We start from the raw sequence: 17,366 nt of genomic DNA, 5'->3' as shown, positions 1-17,366 counted from the left end.
CCACACGCGCAACCGCTGATTCATCAAAAAGACCGTCCTGGGCGCCACTATCCATACCCCAATTCTCCCAGCCACACCCACCAGAGCCAGGTTATTCTTTCGGCGTTTTAAAAACAGCGGCCCACGATTATTGACCCATGCACCTAGCTGACACCTCCATCCGGTCCACCCGGGGCGGCTCAAAGAGCACCCGGGTCCGCCGCAACCGCAAATGACACGCCGGAGCCTGGCTTCCTTTCCCGGTCGAACGCCCGGCGCGTATGCTGGCAGCATTAAGGCATTTCGAAACGATATTCGAAATTTTATAGGTGTAGTTCAATGCCTTGAAAATGTTTGTGGAAAAGGTGGCCCATGCATTTATCGGTTGTTGGCACCCGCGATTTGGTCCGCGGGGACGTTCAAGTCCCCAATTCGAAATACCATGCTCACCGCGCACTGATCCTTGCCTCCCTTGCCCCGGGAACCAGCCGAATCTCCGGCCTGAGCGACGCCCGCCACGTGCAGTACACCGTTTCGATGCTGCGCTCGCTCGGAACCCGCATCGAGATTGACGGCGGCACGTTCGTTGTCCACGGCGGACCCTACCGGCTGCGCTCGGACACAATCACCGCCGGCAGTTCCGGCAGCACACTGTACTTCATGGCAGGGCTGGCCTCGCTGGCTGACGGGGACGTCACCGTGACCGGCCAAAAATACTTCCAGCACCGGCCTATCGGGCCGCTGCTGGCCGCTCTGCGGCAGCTGGGCGTCGAGGCCTTTTCCCCCACCAACTGCCCGCCCATAGCTGTGAAAGCGCGGCGACCCACCGGCGGCGTTGTGCACATTGCCGGCACCTTGTCGCAGTGGGTGTCGGGGCTGCTGCTGCTGGCCCCGTTCGCCCAGGACGAGACCACCGTCGTTGTGGACGGACCGCTGAATGAACGCACCTACGTGGACCTCACAGTGCGCATGATGCGGCAGTTCGGGCTGGAGGTGGAGGTGTCCGAGGACTGGCGCCGGTACCGGATCCCGGCCAATCAGCTTCCACAGGCCACCGACCTGGTGCTCCCGCCGGACATCGGCTCGGCCGCCTTCGGCCTGGCAGTAGGTGCGCTGCATCCGGCGGACATCCTGCTGCGGGGCTTGCGGCGGACAAGCTCCGACGGAACCGACCATCCCGAATCGGAGCTTTTGGACATTGTTTCCGCGATGGGCCTGCCGATGACCTTTGACCCGCTGGCCGATGGAGTGCGGGTGCGTCATCAGGGTATGCGGATGGGTCCGGTGGACGTGGACTGCCGCACCGTACCGGACATGCTTCCAGTGCTGGCCACCATAGCCGCACTGGCGGACGGCGAGAGTGTTTTCCGGCACGTCGAGCACGTCCGGCTGAAGGAATCCGACCGGGTGATGGCCATGCTGCAACTCAACAGCATGGGTGCCGACCTCAGTTTTGACGGCAGCAATCTGCGCGTGCGCGGTGTACCCCGGCTCAGCAGTGCACACCTGTCCTCCTTCAACGACCACCGGGTGCTGATGTCCCTGGCCGTGGCGGCCACCGCCGCCCGGGGCCGCTCGGCGCTGACCTATCCCAATGCCTACCGCATTTCCTATCCGATGTTCCTCGAGGCCATGCAGAAACTTGGACTGGACATGGAGGTCGAGCAGGGACCTGCACGGGCGCACCCGGTTCACCGGCATCCGGGGGAAGTGGCCGGTGCGGCGGGCCGGCTAACCGCCGAGGCCGCCGCCCGGGCCGCCGGCGCGGCCGAATTGGTGACGGGCCCTGAATGGATCCGGCGCTGGGCCACAGAGAAACCACATGCCCTTGCCCTGGTGGACGCCCGCTGGAACCGTGCCCCGCACCTGAGCTGGGCCGCGCTGGATCTTCAGGTGGACCAGGCCGCCACCGTTTTCCTCGGGCTTGGTGTCGGCCGCGGCGACAGGATCGCCGTCCAGCTGCCGAACTGGCGCCAATTCGTGGTCATCGCCGCGGCCGCGATGCGGATCGGGGCGGTGATCTGTCCCATCATGCCGATCTTTGCCGAACGCGAAGTGGCCTACGCACTGCGGCGCTCCGGAGCCCGGGTGCTGTTGGTGGCCGATAATTTCCGCGGCCGCCAACACGCCGATGAGATTGCCCGGATGCTGGACGCCGCGGCGGCCGGCACGGATGAGCGGCTGGAAGGAATCCGGCTGGAAAATGTGTTTGTGGTGCATGGAACGCCGGGTACCCCACGGCTGATGCCGACAGTCGTGACCAGCGGCGTGCGGTGGGCGCCGTGGCACCACGCCTGGGCCACCGCCGTCGTCGACCGCGCCGCCATCGATGCGCACGCGCCAGCGCCCGATGATCCCGCGCAGCTCCTGCTCACCAGCGGTACGTCCGGTGCGCCCAAGGGAGTCCTGCACACCCATCGGCGGCTCTCGCGTGCGGCGATGATGGAAGTGCAGCATCTGGGCCTGGACTCCTCGGACAGCATTTTCATTCCGTCTCCGCTAGCCCATCAGACCGGATTCCTCTACGGCATGTGGCTGTCCTTCACCCTCGGTGTGCCGCAGATCGTGCAGAGCGTATGGGATCCGCACCGCGCCCTGGAGGTCCTCGGGAACTGGGAGGGAACGTTCGTCCAGGCCGCTACGCCGTTCCTGACCGATCTGGTGGAGGCGGTGGAGGGCGGCGCGTCCGTGCCGGCACGGCTGCGGATCTTCGTTGTCACAGGAGCCGCGGTGCCGCGGGCGCTGGCCGAAAGGGCCACCCGCGTGCTCGGAACCGCCGTCTGCGGCGCCTTCGGCACCACCGAGACCGGTCTTGGTGCACTCTCTTCACCGGCCGATCCGCCCTCGAAGGCGTGGGGCACGGACGGGCGGGCGCTGCCCGGGGTGCAGCTGCGGATCGTCGACGACGACGGACTGGCACTGCCGCCGGATGCCGAGGGCAACCTCGAGCTGAACTCCCCCACCGTCTTCACCGGGTACCTGGACCGGCCGGATCTGGAGGCCGAAACCTTCACGCCGGACCGTTGGTACCGCACCAGTGACCTCGCCACCATCGACGACGAAGGGTACCTGCGCATCACCGGCCGGGTCCGGGACATCATTAACCGAGGCGGCGAAAAGCTTCCCGTCTCCGAAATCGAACAGCTGATGCACACCCACCCCGCCGTGGCTGACGTCGCCATCGTTGCCATGCCCGATCCGCGGCTGGGCGAGCGGGCCTGCGCTTTTGTCCGGCTGGCGGCGGAAAAGGACCTGGACTTTCCCGCGCTGCAGGCCTTCCTGGCCGAGCACGGCGTGAGCAAACATTACTGGCCCGAGCGGCTGGAGCTGGTGGATTCCATTCCGCGCAATGCGGTCGGAAAGGTGCAGAAGTTCCTGCTCCGGGAACGGGCAGCACTGCTGACCCCCCAGACCCGCCGGCCGGGACGTCGGCACCAGCACGCCAAAGACTAAGGACAAGGACACCTATGACGGTAGAGCAGTTAGCCAGCACGGACGGCCGCGGCAGCACGGTGGACCTCCAAACCTACACCCAGCTCCTGGCGGAGGTGACGGCTTGGGTGCAGGGACCCGGCGAAGAGTGGTCCCGCCAGATCGAGGCCACCGGGACCGTGCCGGCGCAGCTCCGGGCTGAGCTGCGCCGCCTCGGTTTCTTGGGGCTTGCGGCACCGGTGGAACTGGGCGGACGCGGGCTGAGCTTTACCCAGTGGATGGGTCTGATGGAGGTCTTCTCCCGCTCGCATGCCTCGATTCGGATGATCGTGCACGTCGTCAACGGAACCTGGCGCTCGATGAATCCGCATGCGACTCCAGCGCAGCGAGAACGTTATGTCATCCCCTCAGTGGCCGGCGACACAACAGTGGCCTTCACGCTGACCGAGCCCGGAAACGGAACCGGAGCGGATATCAGCTCCAGCGTGCGCCGCGACGGCGATATGTACTATCTCAGCGGCAGCAAGCATCTGATCACCTTCGGTGTGCACTGCGATTACTGGCTGCTTTTTGCCCGGCTGGAAGGCAGCCGCGGCGGCGACGGTACCGTTGCCCTGCTGGTGGACCGGCACGCCGCCGGCGTCACGGTGGAGGATACCTCCAACACCATGGGCGTGCGCGGTACGGATCACGCCAGGCTGACCTTCAGCAGCACCCCGGTGCCGGTTAATCAGCGGCTGGGCGAAGAGGGCGACGGACTAAAGATAGCCCTCGGCGGATTCCTTACCCCCAGCCGGATCTCGGTCGCGATGAGCTGCGTTGGGCTGGCCCAGCGCGCACAGCAACTGGCGGTGGATTACGCCCGGCAGCGGGTCACTTTCGGCAAACCGATCGCCGAGCGGCAGGCCATCGCCTTCCTGTTGGCGGAAAACGCGGCGGACATCGAGGCGGCCCGTGCCCTGGTGATGCACGCCGCGGCCGAATGGGAGACCGGATCCGACCGCGCGCCCGCCTTGTCCTCGATGGCCAAACTCACCGCGGTGGACATGCTCACCCGGGTGACCGACAAGGCGCTGCAGGTTCATGGCGGTCTGGGTTACTGGCAGTCCCAGCCGATTGAGCGGGTTTACCGGGACGCCCGGGCACAGCGTTTCGAGGAGGGCACCAATGAAATCCAGAAAAGTGTGATCGCCAAGGATCTCTTTAACCGTGCTGCGGCGCTTGATAAGACTGCGGCGCTTGATAAGACTGCGGCGCTTGACGAGGCTGCAGCGCTTGACGAGGCCGCCGTTGCGCCAACCGCAGTCCCGACGCGAGGGGAAACCAAATGAGCGCCATGAGTGATTCCAGCACAGACTCCCGCAAGTACACCGGAAAAATTGCCCTGATCACTGGGTCCTCGCGAGGCATCGGCAAGTGCCTGGCCCTGCAGCTGGCGGCGCAAGGTGCCTCCGTCGTCGTCAACTATCGGCAGAACGCGGATCTGGCCAACGACGTCGTCGAACAAGCCAAAGCGCTGGGAGGCGACGGAATCGCCGTGCAGGCCGACGTCGAAAACCCGGAGGACATCATCCGGCTCTTCGACGCGGTCCAGGATGCCTACGGGCGGCTGGACTTCTTCATCAACAACGCCGCCGCCTCCGCCTTTAAGAAACTGCTGGATCTGAAGACCCACCACTTGGATCGCTCTTACGCCATGAACGTGCGGCCCTTCGTGCTTGGGGCTCAGGAAGCCGTCAAGCTGATGGATCAGGGTGGGCGGATTGTTGCCGTGACCAGCTACGGCAGTATGCGCGGCTTCGCCACCTACGCCGCGCTGGGCTCCTACAAGGCGGCCGTGGAGTCATTCATCAGATATATGGCAGTGGAATTCGCTGGCTACGGCATTAATGTCAACGGCGTCAATGGTGGCCTGATTGACTCCGATTCACTCGAGTACTTTTACAAGCTGCCCGGTATGGCGCCAATGGAACGGGTCCTGGAGACCATTCCGTTGCGTCGGCCCGGCACCGTGGAGGACATGGCCAACGCCATCGAATTCCTGCTTTCGGCCAACTCGGCCTACATCACCGGGCAGACGCTGGTGGTGGATGGCGGCATGACCGTGGCGGCCGCCCCGTACTACCACCAGACGACGGACCCGGTGAGCCTGCCGGAGCGTCCCACCCGGCGCTGAGCGTGCCGGGACCACAGCAGCTTCCGCACCAACGCCAGCAGCAGCCTCTGCAGCAGGGCCGAAAGCCGTCCGACGACGACCGGCCCCGCTATCCGCTGGTCCAGCGGCCGCTGAGGATCGGGCGCCTGACCCTGCCGCACCGGGTGCTGATGGGCTCGATGCATCTGAACCTGGAGGCTGGGGATCCCGCCGCCCTCGCCGCGTTCTATCAGGCACGGGTGCGTGGGGGCGCCGGATTGATCATCACCGGCGGTGCGGCCGTTAGCCGGGTGGGTGCAGGCGGCGCCAGCTATACGCTGATCAACGAGGCCTCGCATTGGCCCCGCTGGCAGCAGGTGGTCCGGGCCGTGCACCAAGTCGGTGGCCTGATTGGGCTGCAGCTCTTCCATGCCGGCCGTTACGCGTTCAAATCCAGTTTTGGACTCCAGCCGGTTGCTCCGTCCGCCGTCTACAGCCGGTTTTCCCGCACCGAGCCAGCGCCTCTGGATGAAGCTGGCATCGCCGCCACCCTTGCCGACTTTGCCTCCGCGGCCCTGGCCGCAGCCGAACTGGGCTTTGACGCGGTGGAGATCATGGCCTCGGAAGGATACCTGCTCAATCAGTTTGCCTCGCCGCTGACCAACCACCGCGAGGATGCCTGGGGCGGGGACGCGACGCGGCGGCGTGCTTTTCCTGCGGCGGTTGTGGCGGCGGTGCGGCAGACCGTGCCGGAGATGCCGCTGCTGGTGCGCCTCTCCGGGCATGACCTGATGCCCGGATCCTCTCCGCCGGAGGACGTGGACGCGCTGGCAGTCGAGCTGGTGCGCGCCGGGGCCGACGCGGTTGACGTGGGCATCGGCTGGCACGAATCAAGGATTCCCACCGTTCAGTCTCTGGTGCCACACGGCGCCTGGGTGCAGGTTGCGGACCGCATCAAGAACGCTCTGGTCGCCGCTGGCGCAGACGTTCCGGTGATCGGCGCCAACCGGATCAACACTGTGGCGCAGGCCGAGGACGTGCTGCGCACCACGTCCGTGGACCTGGTGTCAATGGCCAGGCCGTTTCTGGCCGATCCTGCCGTGCTGGCCAAATCCTTTGCAGGCCTGCCATTGCTGGTCAATACCTGCATTGGCTGTAACGAGGCGTGCATTGACCGCTCCTTGGGAGATGAGCCCGTCTCCTGCCTGGTCAATCCCCGGGCCGGGCGCGAGCTGGAGTTTTCAGACCAAGGACGCGACTTCGACTCGGACACGGCAGTTGGCGGCGCGGACGCTGTAACGGCTCCCGACGGCGCGCCAGGCCCCCAGCACGACGACGGGCCAACCCACCGCACGACTGTAACAGCACCCAGGATTGGCGTGATCGGCGCGGGTCCGGCCGGGATGGAGGCCGCCCGCGCCCTTGCCGCCAACGGCGCCACCGTGACGCTGTGGGAGGCCGGACCGCGAATCGGCGGCCAGTTCCTGCTGGCCGGACAAGTTCCGGGCAAGGCCGACTTCCTGCAGACCGTGCGGTACTTCGAGACCGAACTGGCACGTTTAGGGGTGCGGGTGGAGGTCGAGACCACCATCGACTCACCAAACCAAGTGGTTGGGTACGATCACGTCATTGTTGCCGCCGGCGTCCGGCCGCGGCCTGTCAACCTCCCCGGTCTACCGGAGATGGCCGGTCAGGAAGGGTTTGCAGAGCAGAAAGGGTCTGGAGGGCAGAATAATCCGGCTCCCCGCCCCCGGGTCTTGGACTACGCCCAAGCCTTTGCCCGACTGGACTTGGTGGGACCGCAGGTGGCCATCATCGGCGCAGGAGGCATCGCCGTCGACCTCGCGCACCTGCTCGCCACCGGCCACACAGACCGCGCGGCCATCACGATCGACGCAGGCGAGATTGACGCAGGCGAAAGCAACGCAGGGACGATCAACGCGGCCCCGAGAGACGCCGGCACGATGGACGCCGGCGAACGCGGACGCTTCCTGATCGAGCACGGTTTGCGCGTGGGAGCGCTGCCGCCACCGCTGCGGCAAGTGACCATCCTGCGCCGTTCCGGACCCATCGGCGCCGGCATGGGGATCAGCACCCGCTGGGCCGCGGTTCAGGCCATCCGCACCGCCGGCGTCCGCACCCTTACGGACATCAGTTACGACCGCGTGGACGCCGAAGGGGTGTGGATCAGGACCGCCAGCGAACCCGAACTGATTGCCGCGGACACCGTGATCATCGCTGCCGGGCAGGAACCCTCAACCGGACCAGCACAGATGCTGGCGGCCGCTGGCGTGCCGCACACCGTCATCGGCGGCGCACAGCAAACATCCGGGATGAACGCCGTGGCCGCGTTTGAGCAGGGTCTGCGCGAGGGCACCCGGATCGCCCTGCTGGCGGTCAGCGGCCAAAGGTCAGCGGCCGGAGACCAATCCGAGAGCTAAGCGATCCGGAGCCGAGTTCCCTGAGCGGGTCAGGAGCGGATCCGCGCTGCGTATTGGTGCTCCGGTCGACCGGTGGTGCCGTAGCGCAGGTTGACCACCACTGTCCCTTCCTCCACGAGTGAGGAGAGGTAGCGCTGCGCGGTGGCCCGGGAAATACCCACCGCGGCAGCCACTTCGGCGGCGGTACGCTGCGTTTGGGAGCCTTCCAGTGCCTCCAGGACAGCTCTTTCAGTCACTGAACGGGCGCGCACCGTGCTGTCACCGGGATGCAGCTGCCGGAGGGCCCTTTCCACCGCTTCCTGGTCCAGCGCGGCATCACCGGAGAGCAGCCGGCGATAGCGGGCATACGCGCGCAGCCGCTCCGCAAGCACGTCGGCTGCAAAGGGCTTGATCAGGTAGGCGAGCGCACCCCGCCGGATGGCCTTCCGGACCGATTCCGCATCCGCCGCAGCGGTCAGCACGAACGCATCCACATCCAGCCCACGCAGCACATCGAGCCCGTTCGAATCCGGCAGGTAGACATCGATAAGCACCAGATCGGGTCGATGCGTCCTGACCGCCCGGACGGCCGCCTCGCCGCCGCCGACCGGGTCCAAGGCACTGAATCCGGGCGCGGCATCCACATAGGCCACGTGCAACCGGGCGACGTGGAAGTCATCGTCCACAATCAGTACGCGCAGATCCTCAGCCATGAACCCTCCGGCCACCTTCCAGGACCCGCTCGAGCCGGGCCGCAAAGACCGCCCCTGTTCCGCCGGACTCCGTTTCGGTGGCGGACCCGGCCCCTGTTCCGCCGGACTCCGTTTCGGTAGTCGACCAGGCCCCTGCTGCGGACCCGGCTGGTGCCGTCGACCCGATTCTTGCGGTTCCAGTGGAGACCAACCAAACATCCCCGCCATTCAGGCGCGCGATCTGGCGCGAGAGCGCCAGTCCCAGGCCCTCGCCCAGACCGGCGCCGGAGACAGCCGAGCGGGCCGTGGAATAGCCTTCAGTAAAGAGCAGCGCGACGTCCTCCTCGTGCACCCCGTCGCCGGAGTCCGCCACAGCGATGTGCAGGGCTGCCCCGTCGCTGAGCAGTTCTATCTCCACGCAGCGGTCCGCGTTACTGCCAACGGCCGCGGCGGTCAGGGCATTGTCCACGAGGTTACCCAGCACTGTGGTGACATTCTGGGCGTCGGAAACCGCGGAATGCAGCGCGGTCGCGGCGCCAATCCGCAGGCGGACGCCTTTTTCGGCCGCTTGGGCGCTCTTGGCGCCCAGAAACGCCTGCAGATAGGTGTCCGCCAAGAGAGCGCTGTTCTCCAGCGGGTATTTCAATGGCCCGGCCGCCAGCGTCTGGCGGAGATAGTCCGCGGCCTCAAGCGGATGGCCAATTTCCAGCAGCCCGGACACTGTGTGCAGCCGGTTGGCGAACTCGTGCCGCTGGGCCCGCAGCGCAGTGGTCAGCGTTCCGACGGCGTCCAACTGCTTGCTCAACGCCTGCACGTCCGTCCGGTCGCGGACCATCAAGACCCAGCCAAGATCGTGTTTAGCCCGCACCACCTTTCGTGCGGTGACAATGAGCACCGCCTGGTCGATGACCACCTGGACGTTATCCGGGCCACCATCCGCCTCGGAGTCCAACAGCCGCACCACAGAATCGGGAAGTCCCAGGTCCGCCAGCGGACGGCCGACGGCGCCGCCGACGTTGAGCAGCCGCAGCGCCTTGGCGTTGCAGACAGTTACGCGCCGGTCAGGCGCAACACCCAGCACGCCCTCGGCCACTCCGTGCAGCACAACCTCCTGGTCCTGCACCAGGGCGCCGATCTCCTCCGGCTCCAGGCCCAGGGTATGCACGCGCAGCCGCCGGCTCAGCAGACTGGCCCCCGCTGCGCCCAACAGCAGCGCTGCCATGCCGATGCCCAGGATCGGAAGGGCGGAACTGCGCAGACTGTCGGTAACGTCCTGCATTGAATAACCCACGCTCACTTCGCCGACAATGGATTGGTCGTCAAGGGAACGCACGGGAACCTTGGACCGCACCGACGGACCCAAGGTGCCCACCTCCTGGACGGTAATCTCCTGCCCGTTCAGCGCGGCCTCGGGGCTGGTGCTGACCTTGCGGCCAAGTTCAGCGGGATTAGGGTGCGACCAGCGGATGCCGGCACGGTCGGTCACGACGACGAACAGCGCGTCAGTTCGCAGCCGCACCGTCTCGGCGAGCTGTTGGACCGGTCCAGTGAGCAGTGCGGAGGGGTCCACCGGGTCCGAACCTGCGGACGATAACGCGGCACGGATTCCCTGATCTGCGGACAGACTTTGCGCTACAGCCAAGGACTTGGAGCCAATCTCCACGCTCAGCCGCTGGTAGGTGAGCCAGCCATAAACCACCGTGGCCAGCGCCACCACGAGGACTATCACCAGCAGCTGCTGCAGCAGCATGCGGGTGGAAAAGGGCAACCCGCGCAATCCAGGACGGCGCAGTGGTGGTACAGACAGGGCAGCCATCTTCCCCGCCTCCCTCCTGGTTCCAGGACACCGCATGCACCGACGGAACGCAGCGCACGGCTAAGGGTATGCAGTGTGCAGCCGGGACGCCAATTCGCCGTGCGCACAATGCGCACAACTATTTCAATGGGTTGATTGGGCCTTACCGCACTAAACCCCGCGTCGGCAGCGCCAGGCCCGTAACGTCTCTGGGACACAACAAACACTGTGATTCATCCCACAGTCTTTCAGTCCACAGTAATTTCTTCCAGAGCACAGGTCCCCGGACGGGGATACAGGAGTCAACATGCCAGCAACACAGGTGCCACTGATAGAGCTAAAGGCGGCCACCAAGAGATTCCCCAAGAACGGTGGCGGGATCCACACGGCCATCCACAACGTCAACCTGCGCGTGGCGCCCGGCGAATTCGTCGCCGTCGTCGGCCCCACCGGCTGCGGAAAATCCACCGCTCTGTCATTGATTTCAGGCTTGCAGCCCGCTTCGGACGGCGAAACCTTCGTCCATGGCGAACTCGTCACGGGCATTCCAAGGGGAGTCGGTTACATGTTCCAGACCGATGCCACCCTGCCCTGGCAGACGGTTTTGGACAATGTTGCCTCGGGCCCGCGGTATCAGGGGAAATCCCGGACCGAGGCCCGCGAACAGGCCCGCGAATGGGTCCATCGGGTGGGCCTGGGCAAGTTCGAGAAGTATTACCCGCACCAGCTCTCGGGCGGCATGCGCAAGCGCGTTGCGCTGGCCCAGACCCTGGTGAATGAGCCGCAGATCATGCTGATGGACGAGCCGTTCAGCGCCCTGGATGTGCAGACCCGGCAGCTGATGCAGCATGAGCTGCTCCGGCTCTGGTCCGGCACCGACGCCGCCGTCGTTTTCGTCACCCACGATCTGGAGGAAGCCATCGCGCTGGCAGACCGCGTGGTCGTCATGACGGCAAGTCCGGCCACCATCAAAGCCGATTTCCCGGTGACTCTCCCCCGCCCCCGGAACGTGGAAGAAGTCCGGCTCACCCCGGAATTCCTGGCCATTTACCGGCAGGTATGGGAGTCACTGCGTGAAGAAGTTGAACAAGCCCGCATGGCGACAAGCCTGGGCGGATAGGAACAATGACCATGACAACACCGACCCCAACCCTGCCCGCGCCGGCCTACGCACTCTCCAGCGAACGTGAAGCCGCCCTGCTGGCCGGGGCCCGGAAATCCGTTCGTACCAGCACACTGAAAATTTGGGGACTCCGTGCCATTATCGTGGCGCTGTGGCTGGGCAGCTGGGAAGTGACGGCAACGTACTTCATCGATCCGTTCTTCTACTCCAAACCCTCCCAAATCCTGGTCCGGCTGGTGCAGTGGTTCGGCACCGGCACGCAGTTCGGCTCGATCTGGGAGAACCTGGGCTACACCGTGCTGGAAGCGGTGCTCGGATTCGTCATCGGCACGGTTGCCGGCGTCGTTCTGGGTGTTCTCCTTGGACGCAGCAGCTACCTCGCGGAGGTCTGCTCCCCCTTCATCAAGGCAGCCAACGCCGTGCCGCGCATCGTGCTTGCCGCCTTGTTCATCATCTGGTTCGGCTTCGGCATCAGCTCCAAGGTGGCCACCGTCGTCGTCCTGGTCTTCTTTGCCGTGTTCTTCAACGCATTCACCGGCGCCCGTGAAGTGGACGGCAACGTGGTGAACAACGCACGCATCCTGGGGGCCAGCAAATCCAAAATCCTGACCTCCATTGTGCTGCCCAGCGCCACCACCTGGATCCTGTCCTCCCTTCACACCGCCTTCGGCTTCGCCCTGATCGGCGCGATCGTGGGCGAATATGCCGGCGCCAAGAAAGGCATGGGCATGCTGATCGCCAATGCTCAAGGCACCTTCGACTCCGCCGGCATCTACGCCGGAATGATCATCGTCACCGTGGTGGCGCTGCTGGCGGAAATGCTCATTACCACCGCAGAAAACAAACTCCTCAAATGGCGGCCCTCACAGGCCACGACACAAGCACAAGGAATCTGATGACCAAGACGACACTGCAACGACGCATCCTGGCAACCTCCAGCATCATCCTGACGGCCACTCTCGCCGTCGGACTCAGCGGCTGCCGCACCACCAGCGCCGCCTCTGCCGACGCCGCCGCCGAGCCGGAAGTAACCATGATTGTCGGTGGCCTGGAAAAGGTCATCTACATGCCGGCCAAACTCGCCGAGGGCCTGGGATTGTTCGAAAAGGAAGGCGTCAAGGTCAACCTGCTGGGCGAACAGTCCGGCGCCAGCGCCGAAAACTCACTGCTGACCGGGGCCTCGCAGGCCGTCGTCGGATTCTACGACCACACCATCGATCTGCAGGCCAAGGGCCAGTGCATTGAGTCGGTGGCCCAGCTCGCCAATATCCCCGGGGAGGCCGAAATGGTCGCCACCAGCCAGGCGGATAAGATCACCGGCGCGAAGGACTTTGCCGGCAAGAACATGGGTATCACCTCGCTCGGCTCCTCCACGGACTTCCTCACGCAGGCACTGGCCGGCCAGGCCGGGGTGAAAAGCTACACACCGGCCAAAGTGGGGGCCGGCCAGACGTTCATCGCCGCGATGAACAACGGCGGCATTGACGCCGGCATGACCACCGATCCCACCATCGCGCAGCTGGTCAAGAGCGGCCAGGGCAAGGTGCTGATCGACATGCGCACCGAAGAAGGAACCCGCAAGGCCCTTGGCGGGCTGTACCCGGCGGTGTCCGTCTACATGAGCTGCGATTATGTGCAGAAGAACCCGAAGACGGTGCAGAAAGTCGTCAACGCCTTCGTCGGCGCGCTGAGCTTCATCAACACGCATTCGGCCGCGGAAATCGCCGCCAAGATGCCCAAGGAATACGCCAACGCGGGCGCAGATCTCTACGAGAAATCCATCAATGACACGAAAACCATGTTCAACAAAGACGGCAAGATGGATGCTGACGGTGCCAAGAACGTGCTGAAGATCCTCGATTCCTACTCCGCGAACGTCAAGGGCAAGGGATCCTCGATCGACCTGTCCAAGACGTACACCACCGAGTTCGTGGACAAGGTTTCCGCGAAGTAGCACGGACTTCAGCGGTGCCGGCCGTTGGGGGCGGCACCCTGCAACAGTTCCTCAGTCCCAACACGACGACGGCGGTGCCCCGGTTTTGCGGCCGGGGCACCGCCGTTTGGGCTTTCCTGGGCGGAAACTGGTCAGCACCTCTGTTCCCTCTTCATTTCCTGGACCGCCGTCTCAGGACCCGCCGCCGCCGTGCCAGGAACGCCACATGGCGGCGTAGGAGCCACCGGCGGCAACCAGTTCGGGGTGCGTTCCGAGCTCGGAGATCCGGCCACCTTCCATCACGACGATGCGGTCAGCATCCTGTGCAGTATGGAGTCGGTGGGCAATCGCGATGACGGTGCGCCCGGTCAGAACAGCGGCCAGCGCCCGCTCGGCGTGCCGCGCGGTGGACGGATCAAGCAGCGCGGTGGCCTCGTCCAGGATCAGGGTGTGCGGATTCGCCAAAACGACGCGGGCGAGCGCTATTTGCTGCCCTTGGCTGCCGCCGAGCGGCGTGTGGCCCGCAGCGTTCGTATCGAGGCCGTCCGGCAGTTCGCTGACCCACCCGGCGCCGACGACGACGAGGGCAGCGTGCAGTACGGCGTCGGTTGCGTGCGGTGCTGCAATGAGCAGATTCGCCCGGATGGAGTCGTTGAACACGTGGTGCTCCTGCGTCACCAGCACCACGTGTTGGCGCAGCAGCGCCGGCGGCAACGCCGCGATCGCTGCTCCTCCCACGGTGACGATTCCCGACCGCGGCACGTCCACGCCGGCGAGGAGCCGTCCCAGCGTCGACTTGCCGGCGCCGGAGGGGCCGACGATGGCCAGCCGCTCACCCGGCCGGATCGTCAGGCTCACACCCCGCAGCACATCCCGACCTTCGTCGTAGGCGTACCGCACGTCGTCGACGATCATCACTTCGCCGTCGGGCTGCGCCGCGCACGGAGGCGTCGAAGCAACCTCGGCCACGCCCTCGATCCTGGCAAACGAAGCACCACTGCTTTGCAGCGTCTCAGTCCAGATGAGGATGGCATCCAGCGGAGTCGACAGCTGGCGCAGGTACAACACCGCCGCAACAACGATGCCCAGGCTCACGGCACCCGAGTCGTACATCAGACCCCCAATTACCAGCACGCCGACCACGGGAATGACGTAGGAGATGTCGACGGCGGGAAAGAGCACCGACCGCAGCTTGAGGGTGGCGTACCTGGCCCGTTTGGAGGTTTCACTCGCCTGGGTCAGTGCAGCAATCCGGCGCTCGGCCAGTCCCAGGGCTTCAATGGTGCGTGCCCCTGATACGGTGGCGGCCAGCGTTTCGGCGAGTACCGAGTTCGCCGCCCCCTCGGCCAGGTACGCGCTCCGAGCGCGCCTCAGATACCACCGCAGGGCAAAACCGATGCCCGACATTCCGAGGACGCCGCAGATACCAAGCACCGGGCTAAGCACAAACACCGCAACCAGGATGAACAGCGACTGGACGCCGGAGATGAGGATGTCTGGTGCGGCGGAGCGCAGCACGGTCGCCACCTGCCCGGTATCGGACGTGCCGCGGGCCGCAAGATCACCGGTGTCGGAGCATTCAACCACTCCTGCGGGTAAGGCAAGCACGCGGTCAACGAACTGCTCCCGCAGCCGGGCTGCGGTACGTTCACCAAAGCGGTTCGCGATGTACAGGGCGTAGCGCGAGAGAAGAAACTGCGCCGCAGCGAAAGCGACAAGGATCAGTGCAAGCTCGTCGACGGCGGCCACCCCTCCGCCGTTCTGAACCGCCGCGATGATGCGGCCCACCAGCCATGGAGGGGCCAGGCCTGCCCCAGCGGCCAGTGCATTGAGCAGTATCGCCGCCACAAATACCCGACGATCCGTTGCGATCAAGGCCAGCGCCGCACGGCGAACTGCCGGAGGATCCGCGACGGGCAGCAGACGGGATGCCATCAGCTGGATCCCCTTTCAGCGGCTGAAGCGGTCGGAGCACCCTCATCGTTTCGGCGCATCAGGGCACGGTACGCCGCGTCAGTGTGGAAAAGTTCGGCGTGCGTCCCTGTGGCCCGCACCCGGCCGTTCACCAGAAAGTGCACCCGGTCGGCGGAGTCCAGCAGCAATGGCGAGGTCGTACTCACCAGCGTGGTGCGCCCGGCCCTGTGGGCCCGCAGCCGGGCCGCCATTCCCGCTTCCGTGGAAGCGTCGACGGCGGACATCGGATCGACCGCGAGCAGGACTTCCGGGCCGGCGGCCAGCGCCCTGGCCAGCCGGATCCGCTGCCGTTCGCCGCCGGAGAGATTGCGGGCGCCGGTATCGATGACGGAGTCCAGGCCATCGGGCAGCGCCTGGACAATGTCCGCCGCCGATGCAACGCGAAGCGCCTCAAGGACGACGTGCTCCGGGCGATCTTGGGCACCGGCAATGACTTCGCGCACGCTGCCGGAGAAAATTGCGGCCTCGTTGTCCGCCACCACAACGCGCGAACGGAACTCGGCCGGGTCAATCGTGGAGATCCTCAGCCCACCCCACGTCGCCACCGATTCGGTAAAACCGCCCAGCCGATCGACCAACGCAAGCACGTCGGCGCCCTCAGCGGAAACCAGGGCCGACAATAGCCCCGGCTCGACCACGACACCAGTTATCTCATCGATGAGCACCGCGGACGTCTGCGGTGCCCACTCGCCGTTCCCGCCGTCGTCGGCCTCCGGTTCAAGCGCCAAAATGGCGACCACGCGGCGGGCCGCGACGAGCGCCTGACTAAGATCCAAACTGCCCTCAACGAAAAAAGCCACCGGCAACGCCAGGACGGCGACGTAACCGTAGACGGCGACGAGCTGGCCGATGCTGAGCATCCCCTCGGCCGCCATCCGTGCGGAAAGCCATACGACGACGGCAAGGAACAGTGCGGGCAGCCCCACCGCTGTGGCCGCCATAACACTGGTCACCGCGCCCAGACGATACCCTTCGGACTGTAACGTCTGCGACTGACGCCGGTACTTCTGTGCGTACACGTCCTTTCCACCCAGCCCGTTCAGCACCCGCAGACCAGCGACGATATCGACCATCCGGCCGGTCAACTCACCCTGCAGGCCGCGGTAGGAAGTCCCGGCGCGCTGCAGCCGGCCCAACAGTGGACCGAGGATCAGCGCCAGCGCCGGCACACCGAGCAGGACGACCAGAGCGAGCGTACCGGAGAGTGAAAACAGCAGCACGGCGATGACGATGTAGGCCACCACAGCGCCCACGCCAGGACCGGTGATAGTCAGACTCCGGCTGATCGCGCCCACGTCGCCGATGCCGATGGTGAGCACCTCGCCCGCCGAGGCGCGGCGCGGCAGTTCGGCACCGAGCCTGACCGCGTGGCGGGTCACCGCATCCACCGTGCGCAGCGAGGCATCAATGCGCACCTTGCTCATGATGCGGTGCCGCATGATCGCCAGGAACGCGTTGACGATCCCCATCGCCAGCAATAACGCCGCCCACACCAGCAGCGATCCGGCACGACCAGATCCAAGACCCTGGTCGATGGCCAGGGACAGCAGGTACGGCGGCAGCGTCAGACCAAGCATCCACGAGCTGCCCACGAGGGCGCCGGCCGCCACCCGGCCGCGTTGGCTGACGATCAGCCACCACAGATATGCCCAGGGCCCCCGAAAAGGCGGCGGGTGCGTGGCGGCGCTTCCATTGTTCATTGCCACTACCTTAGGACGAAGCAGCGTACTTCCGCCTGGACGGGACGTCGCGTTATTTTGTCGGACCCCTCTGGCAGAGTGGGGTTATGGACGGATCCGAGGATCAGGCACTGGCAGCAGCGATCGCGGCCGTGACCCTGCCCCGTGTCCCGGCCTTTGACCCCTCCGATCCCGTACACCGGTT

General features: G+C 65.6%; 11 protein-coding genes. 7 read left to right on the top strand and 4 right to left on the bottom strand.

Annotated elements, in window-relative coordinates; translation table 11 throughout:
* The first annotated feature begins 351 nt into the window (after positions 1-351).
* From aroA to IV498_RS16705, 4 genes are read left to right on the top strand one after another with little or no spacing between them, the layout of a single operon-like run.
* Complete coding sequence (gene aroA, locus IV498_RS16720) at positions 352-3,432, top strand: 3-phosphoshikimate 1-carboxyvinyltransferase (protein ID WP_269048223.1); 3,081 nt, start codon at positions 352-354, stop codon at positions 3,430-3,432.
* 14 nt (positions 3,433-3,446) lie between these two features.
* Entirely contained in the window at positions 3,447-4,742 is a 1,296-nt protein-coding gene (locus tag IV498_RS16715; protein WP_269048222.1) for an acyl-CoA dehydrogenase family protein, read from the top strand.
* Between the two features lie 5 nt (positions 4,743-4,747).
* Entirely contained in the window at positions 4,748-5,587 is an 840-nt protein-coding gene (locus tag IV498_RS16710) for an SDR family oxidoreductase (protein ID WP_269048221.1), read from the top strand.
* A 2-nt stretch (positions 5,588-5,589) separates the two neighbouring features.
* Positions 5,590-7,986 carry an oxidoreductase gene (locus tag IV498_RS16705; protein WP_269048220.1) on the top strand — a complete coding sequence of 799 codons (2,397 nt, stop codon included), beginning with the start codon at positions 5,590-5,592 and terminating at the stop codon, positions 7,984-7,986.
* 29 nt (positions 7,987-8,015) lie between these two features.
* Here IV498_RS16705 and IV498_RS16700 read toward each other — a convergent pair whose 3' ends face one another.
* Both IV498_RS16700 and IV498_RS16695 read right to left on the bottom strand, forming a co-directional pair.
* Positions 8,016-8,678: a response regulator gene (locus IV498_RS16700; RefSeq protein WP_269048219.1), complete on the bottom strand. Its 663-nt coding sequence runs from the start codon at positions 8,676-8,678 to the stop codon at positions 8,016-8,018.
* Positions 8,671-10,473: a sensor histidine kinase gene (locus IV498_RS16695; protein ID WP_269048218.1), complete on the bottom strand. Its 1,803-nt coding sequence runs from the start codon at positions 10,471-10,473 to the stop codon at positions 8,671-8,673. The genes IV498_RS16700 and IV498_RS16695 overlap by 8 nt, the downstream gene beginning before the upstream one ends.
* Positions 10,474-10,759: 286 nt before the next feature.
* Here IV498_RS16695 and IV498_RS16690 point away from each other — a divergent pair, with 286 nt between their 5' ends.
* Genes IV498_RS16690 through IV498_RS16680 form a run of 3 tightly spaced genes read left to right on the top strand, consistent with a single transcriptional unit; the run spans position 10,760 to position 13,529 of the window.
* The gene (locus IV498_RS16690) at positions 10,760-11,572 is read left to right on the top strand and encodes an ABC transporter ATP-binding protein (RefSeq protein WP_269048217.1); all 813 of its coding nucleotides are present in this window, start codon (positions 10,760-10,762) and stop codon (positions 11,570-11,572) included.
* Between the two features lie 11 nt (positions 11,573-11,583).
* On the top strand, positions 11,584-12,471 hold the full coding sequence (locus IV498_RS16685) for an ABC transporter permease (RefSeq protein WP_269048216.1): 888 nt from the start codon (positions 11,584-11,586) through the stop codon (positions 12,469-12,471).
* Positions 12,471-13,529 (top strand): ABC transporter substrate-binding protein, encoded by a 1,059-nt coding sequence (locus IV498_RS16680; RefSeq protein WP_269048215.1) that lies wholly within the window; start codon positions 12,471-12,473, stop codon positions 13,527-13,529. The genes IV498_RS16685 and IV498_RS16680 overlap by 1 nt, the downstream gene beginning before the upstream one ends.
* Before the next feature lie 171 nt (positions 13,530-13,700).
* On the opposite strand, the gene IV498_RS16675 is transcribed toward IV498_RS16680, so the two are convergent.
* Complete coding sequence (locus tag IV498_RS16675; RefSeq protein ID WP_269048214.1) at positions 13,701-15,443, bottom strand: ABC transporter ATP-binding protein; 1,743 nt, start codon at positions 15,441-15,443, stop codon at positions 13,701-13,703.
* Positions 15,443-17,182 carry an ABC transporter transmembrane domain-containing protein gene (locus IV498_RS16670; RefSeq protein WP_269048213.1) on the bottom strand — a complete coding sequence of 580 codons (1,740 nt, stop codon included), beginning with the start codon at positions 17,180-17,182 and terminating at the stop codon, positions 15,443-15,445. Before IV498_RS16670 ends, IV498_RS16675 begins: the two co-directional genes overlap by 1 nt.
* Between the last annotated feature and the right edge of the window lie 184 nt (positions 17,183-17,366).

Origin of the sequence: Paenarthrobacter sp. Z7-10, from assembly GCF_026932795.1 — a bacterium.
Lineage (GTDB): Bacteria > Actinomycetota > Actinomycetes > Actinomycetales > Micrococcaceae > Arthrobacter_M.
The sequence above is the reverse complement of the archived record's forward strand: the minus strand, read 5'-3'. Positions and strand labels throughout refer to the sequence as shown.

Coding starts and splice junctions, on each gene's coding strand:
- aroA (WP_269048223.1), top strand. CDS start 352: ATGCATTTATCGGTTGTTGGCACCCGCGATTTGGTCCGCGGGGACGTT.
- IV498_RS16715 (WP_269048222.1), top strand. CDS start 3,447: ATGACGGTAGAGCAGTTAGCCAGCACGGACGGCCGCGGCAGCACGGTG.
- IV498_RS16710 (WP_269048221.1), top strand. CDS start 4,748: ATGAGTGATTCCAGCACAGACTCCCGCAAGTACACCGGAAAAATTGCC.
- IV498_RS16700 (WP_269048219.1), bottom strand. CDS start 8,678: ATGGCTGAGGATCTGCGCGTACTGATTGTGGACGATGACTTCCACGTC.
- IV498_RS16695 (WP_269048218.1), bottom strand. CDS start 10,473: ATGGCTGCCCTGTCTGTACCACCACTGCGCCGTCCTGGATTGCGCGGG.
- IV498_RS16690 (WP_269048217.1), top strand. CDS start 10,760: ATGCCAGCAACACAGGTGCCACTGATAGAGCTAAAGGCGGCCACCAAG.
- IV498_RS16685 (WP_269048216.1), top strand. CDS start 11,584: ATGACAACACCGACCCCAACCCTGCCCGCGCCGGCCTACGCACTCTCC.
- IV498_RS16680 (WP_269048215.1), top strand. CDS start 12,471: ATGACCAAGACGACACTGCAACGACGCATCCTGGCAACCTCCAGCATC.
- IV498_RS16675 (WP_269048214.1), bottom strand. CDS start 15,443: ATGGCATCCCGTCTGCTGCCCGTCGCGGATCCTCCGGCAGTTCGCCGT.
- IV498_RS16670 (WP_269048213.1), bottom strand. CDS start 17,182: ATGAACAATGGAAGCGCCGCCACGCACCCGCCGCCTTTTCGGGGGCCC.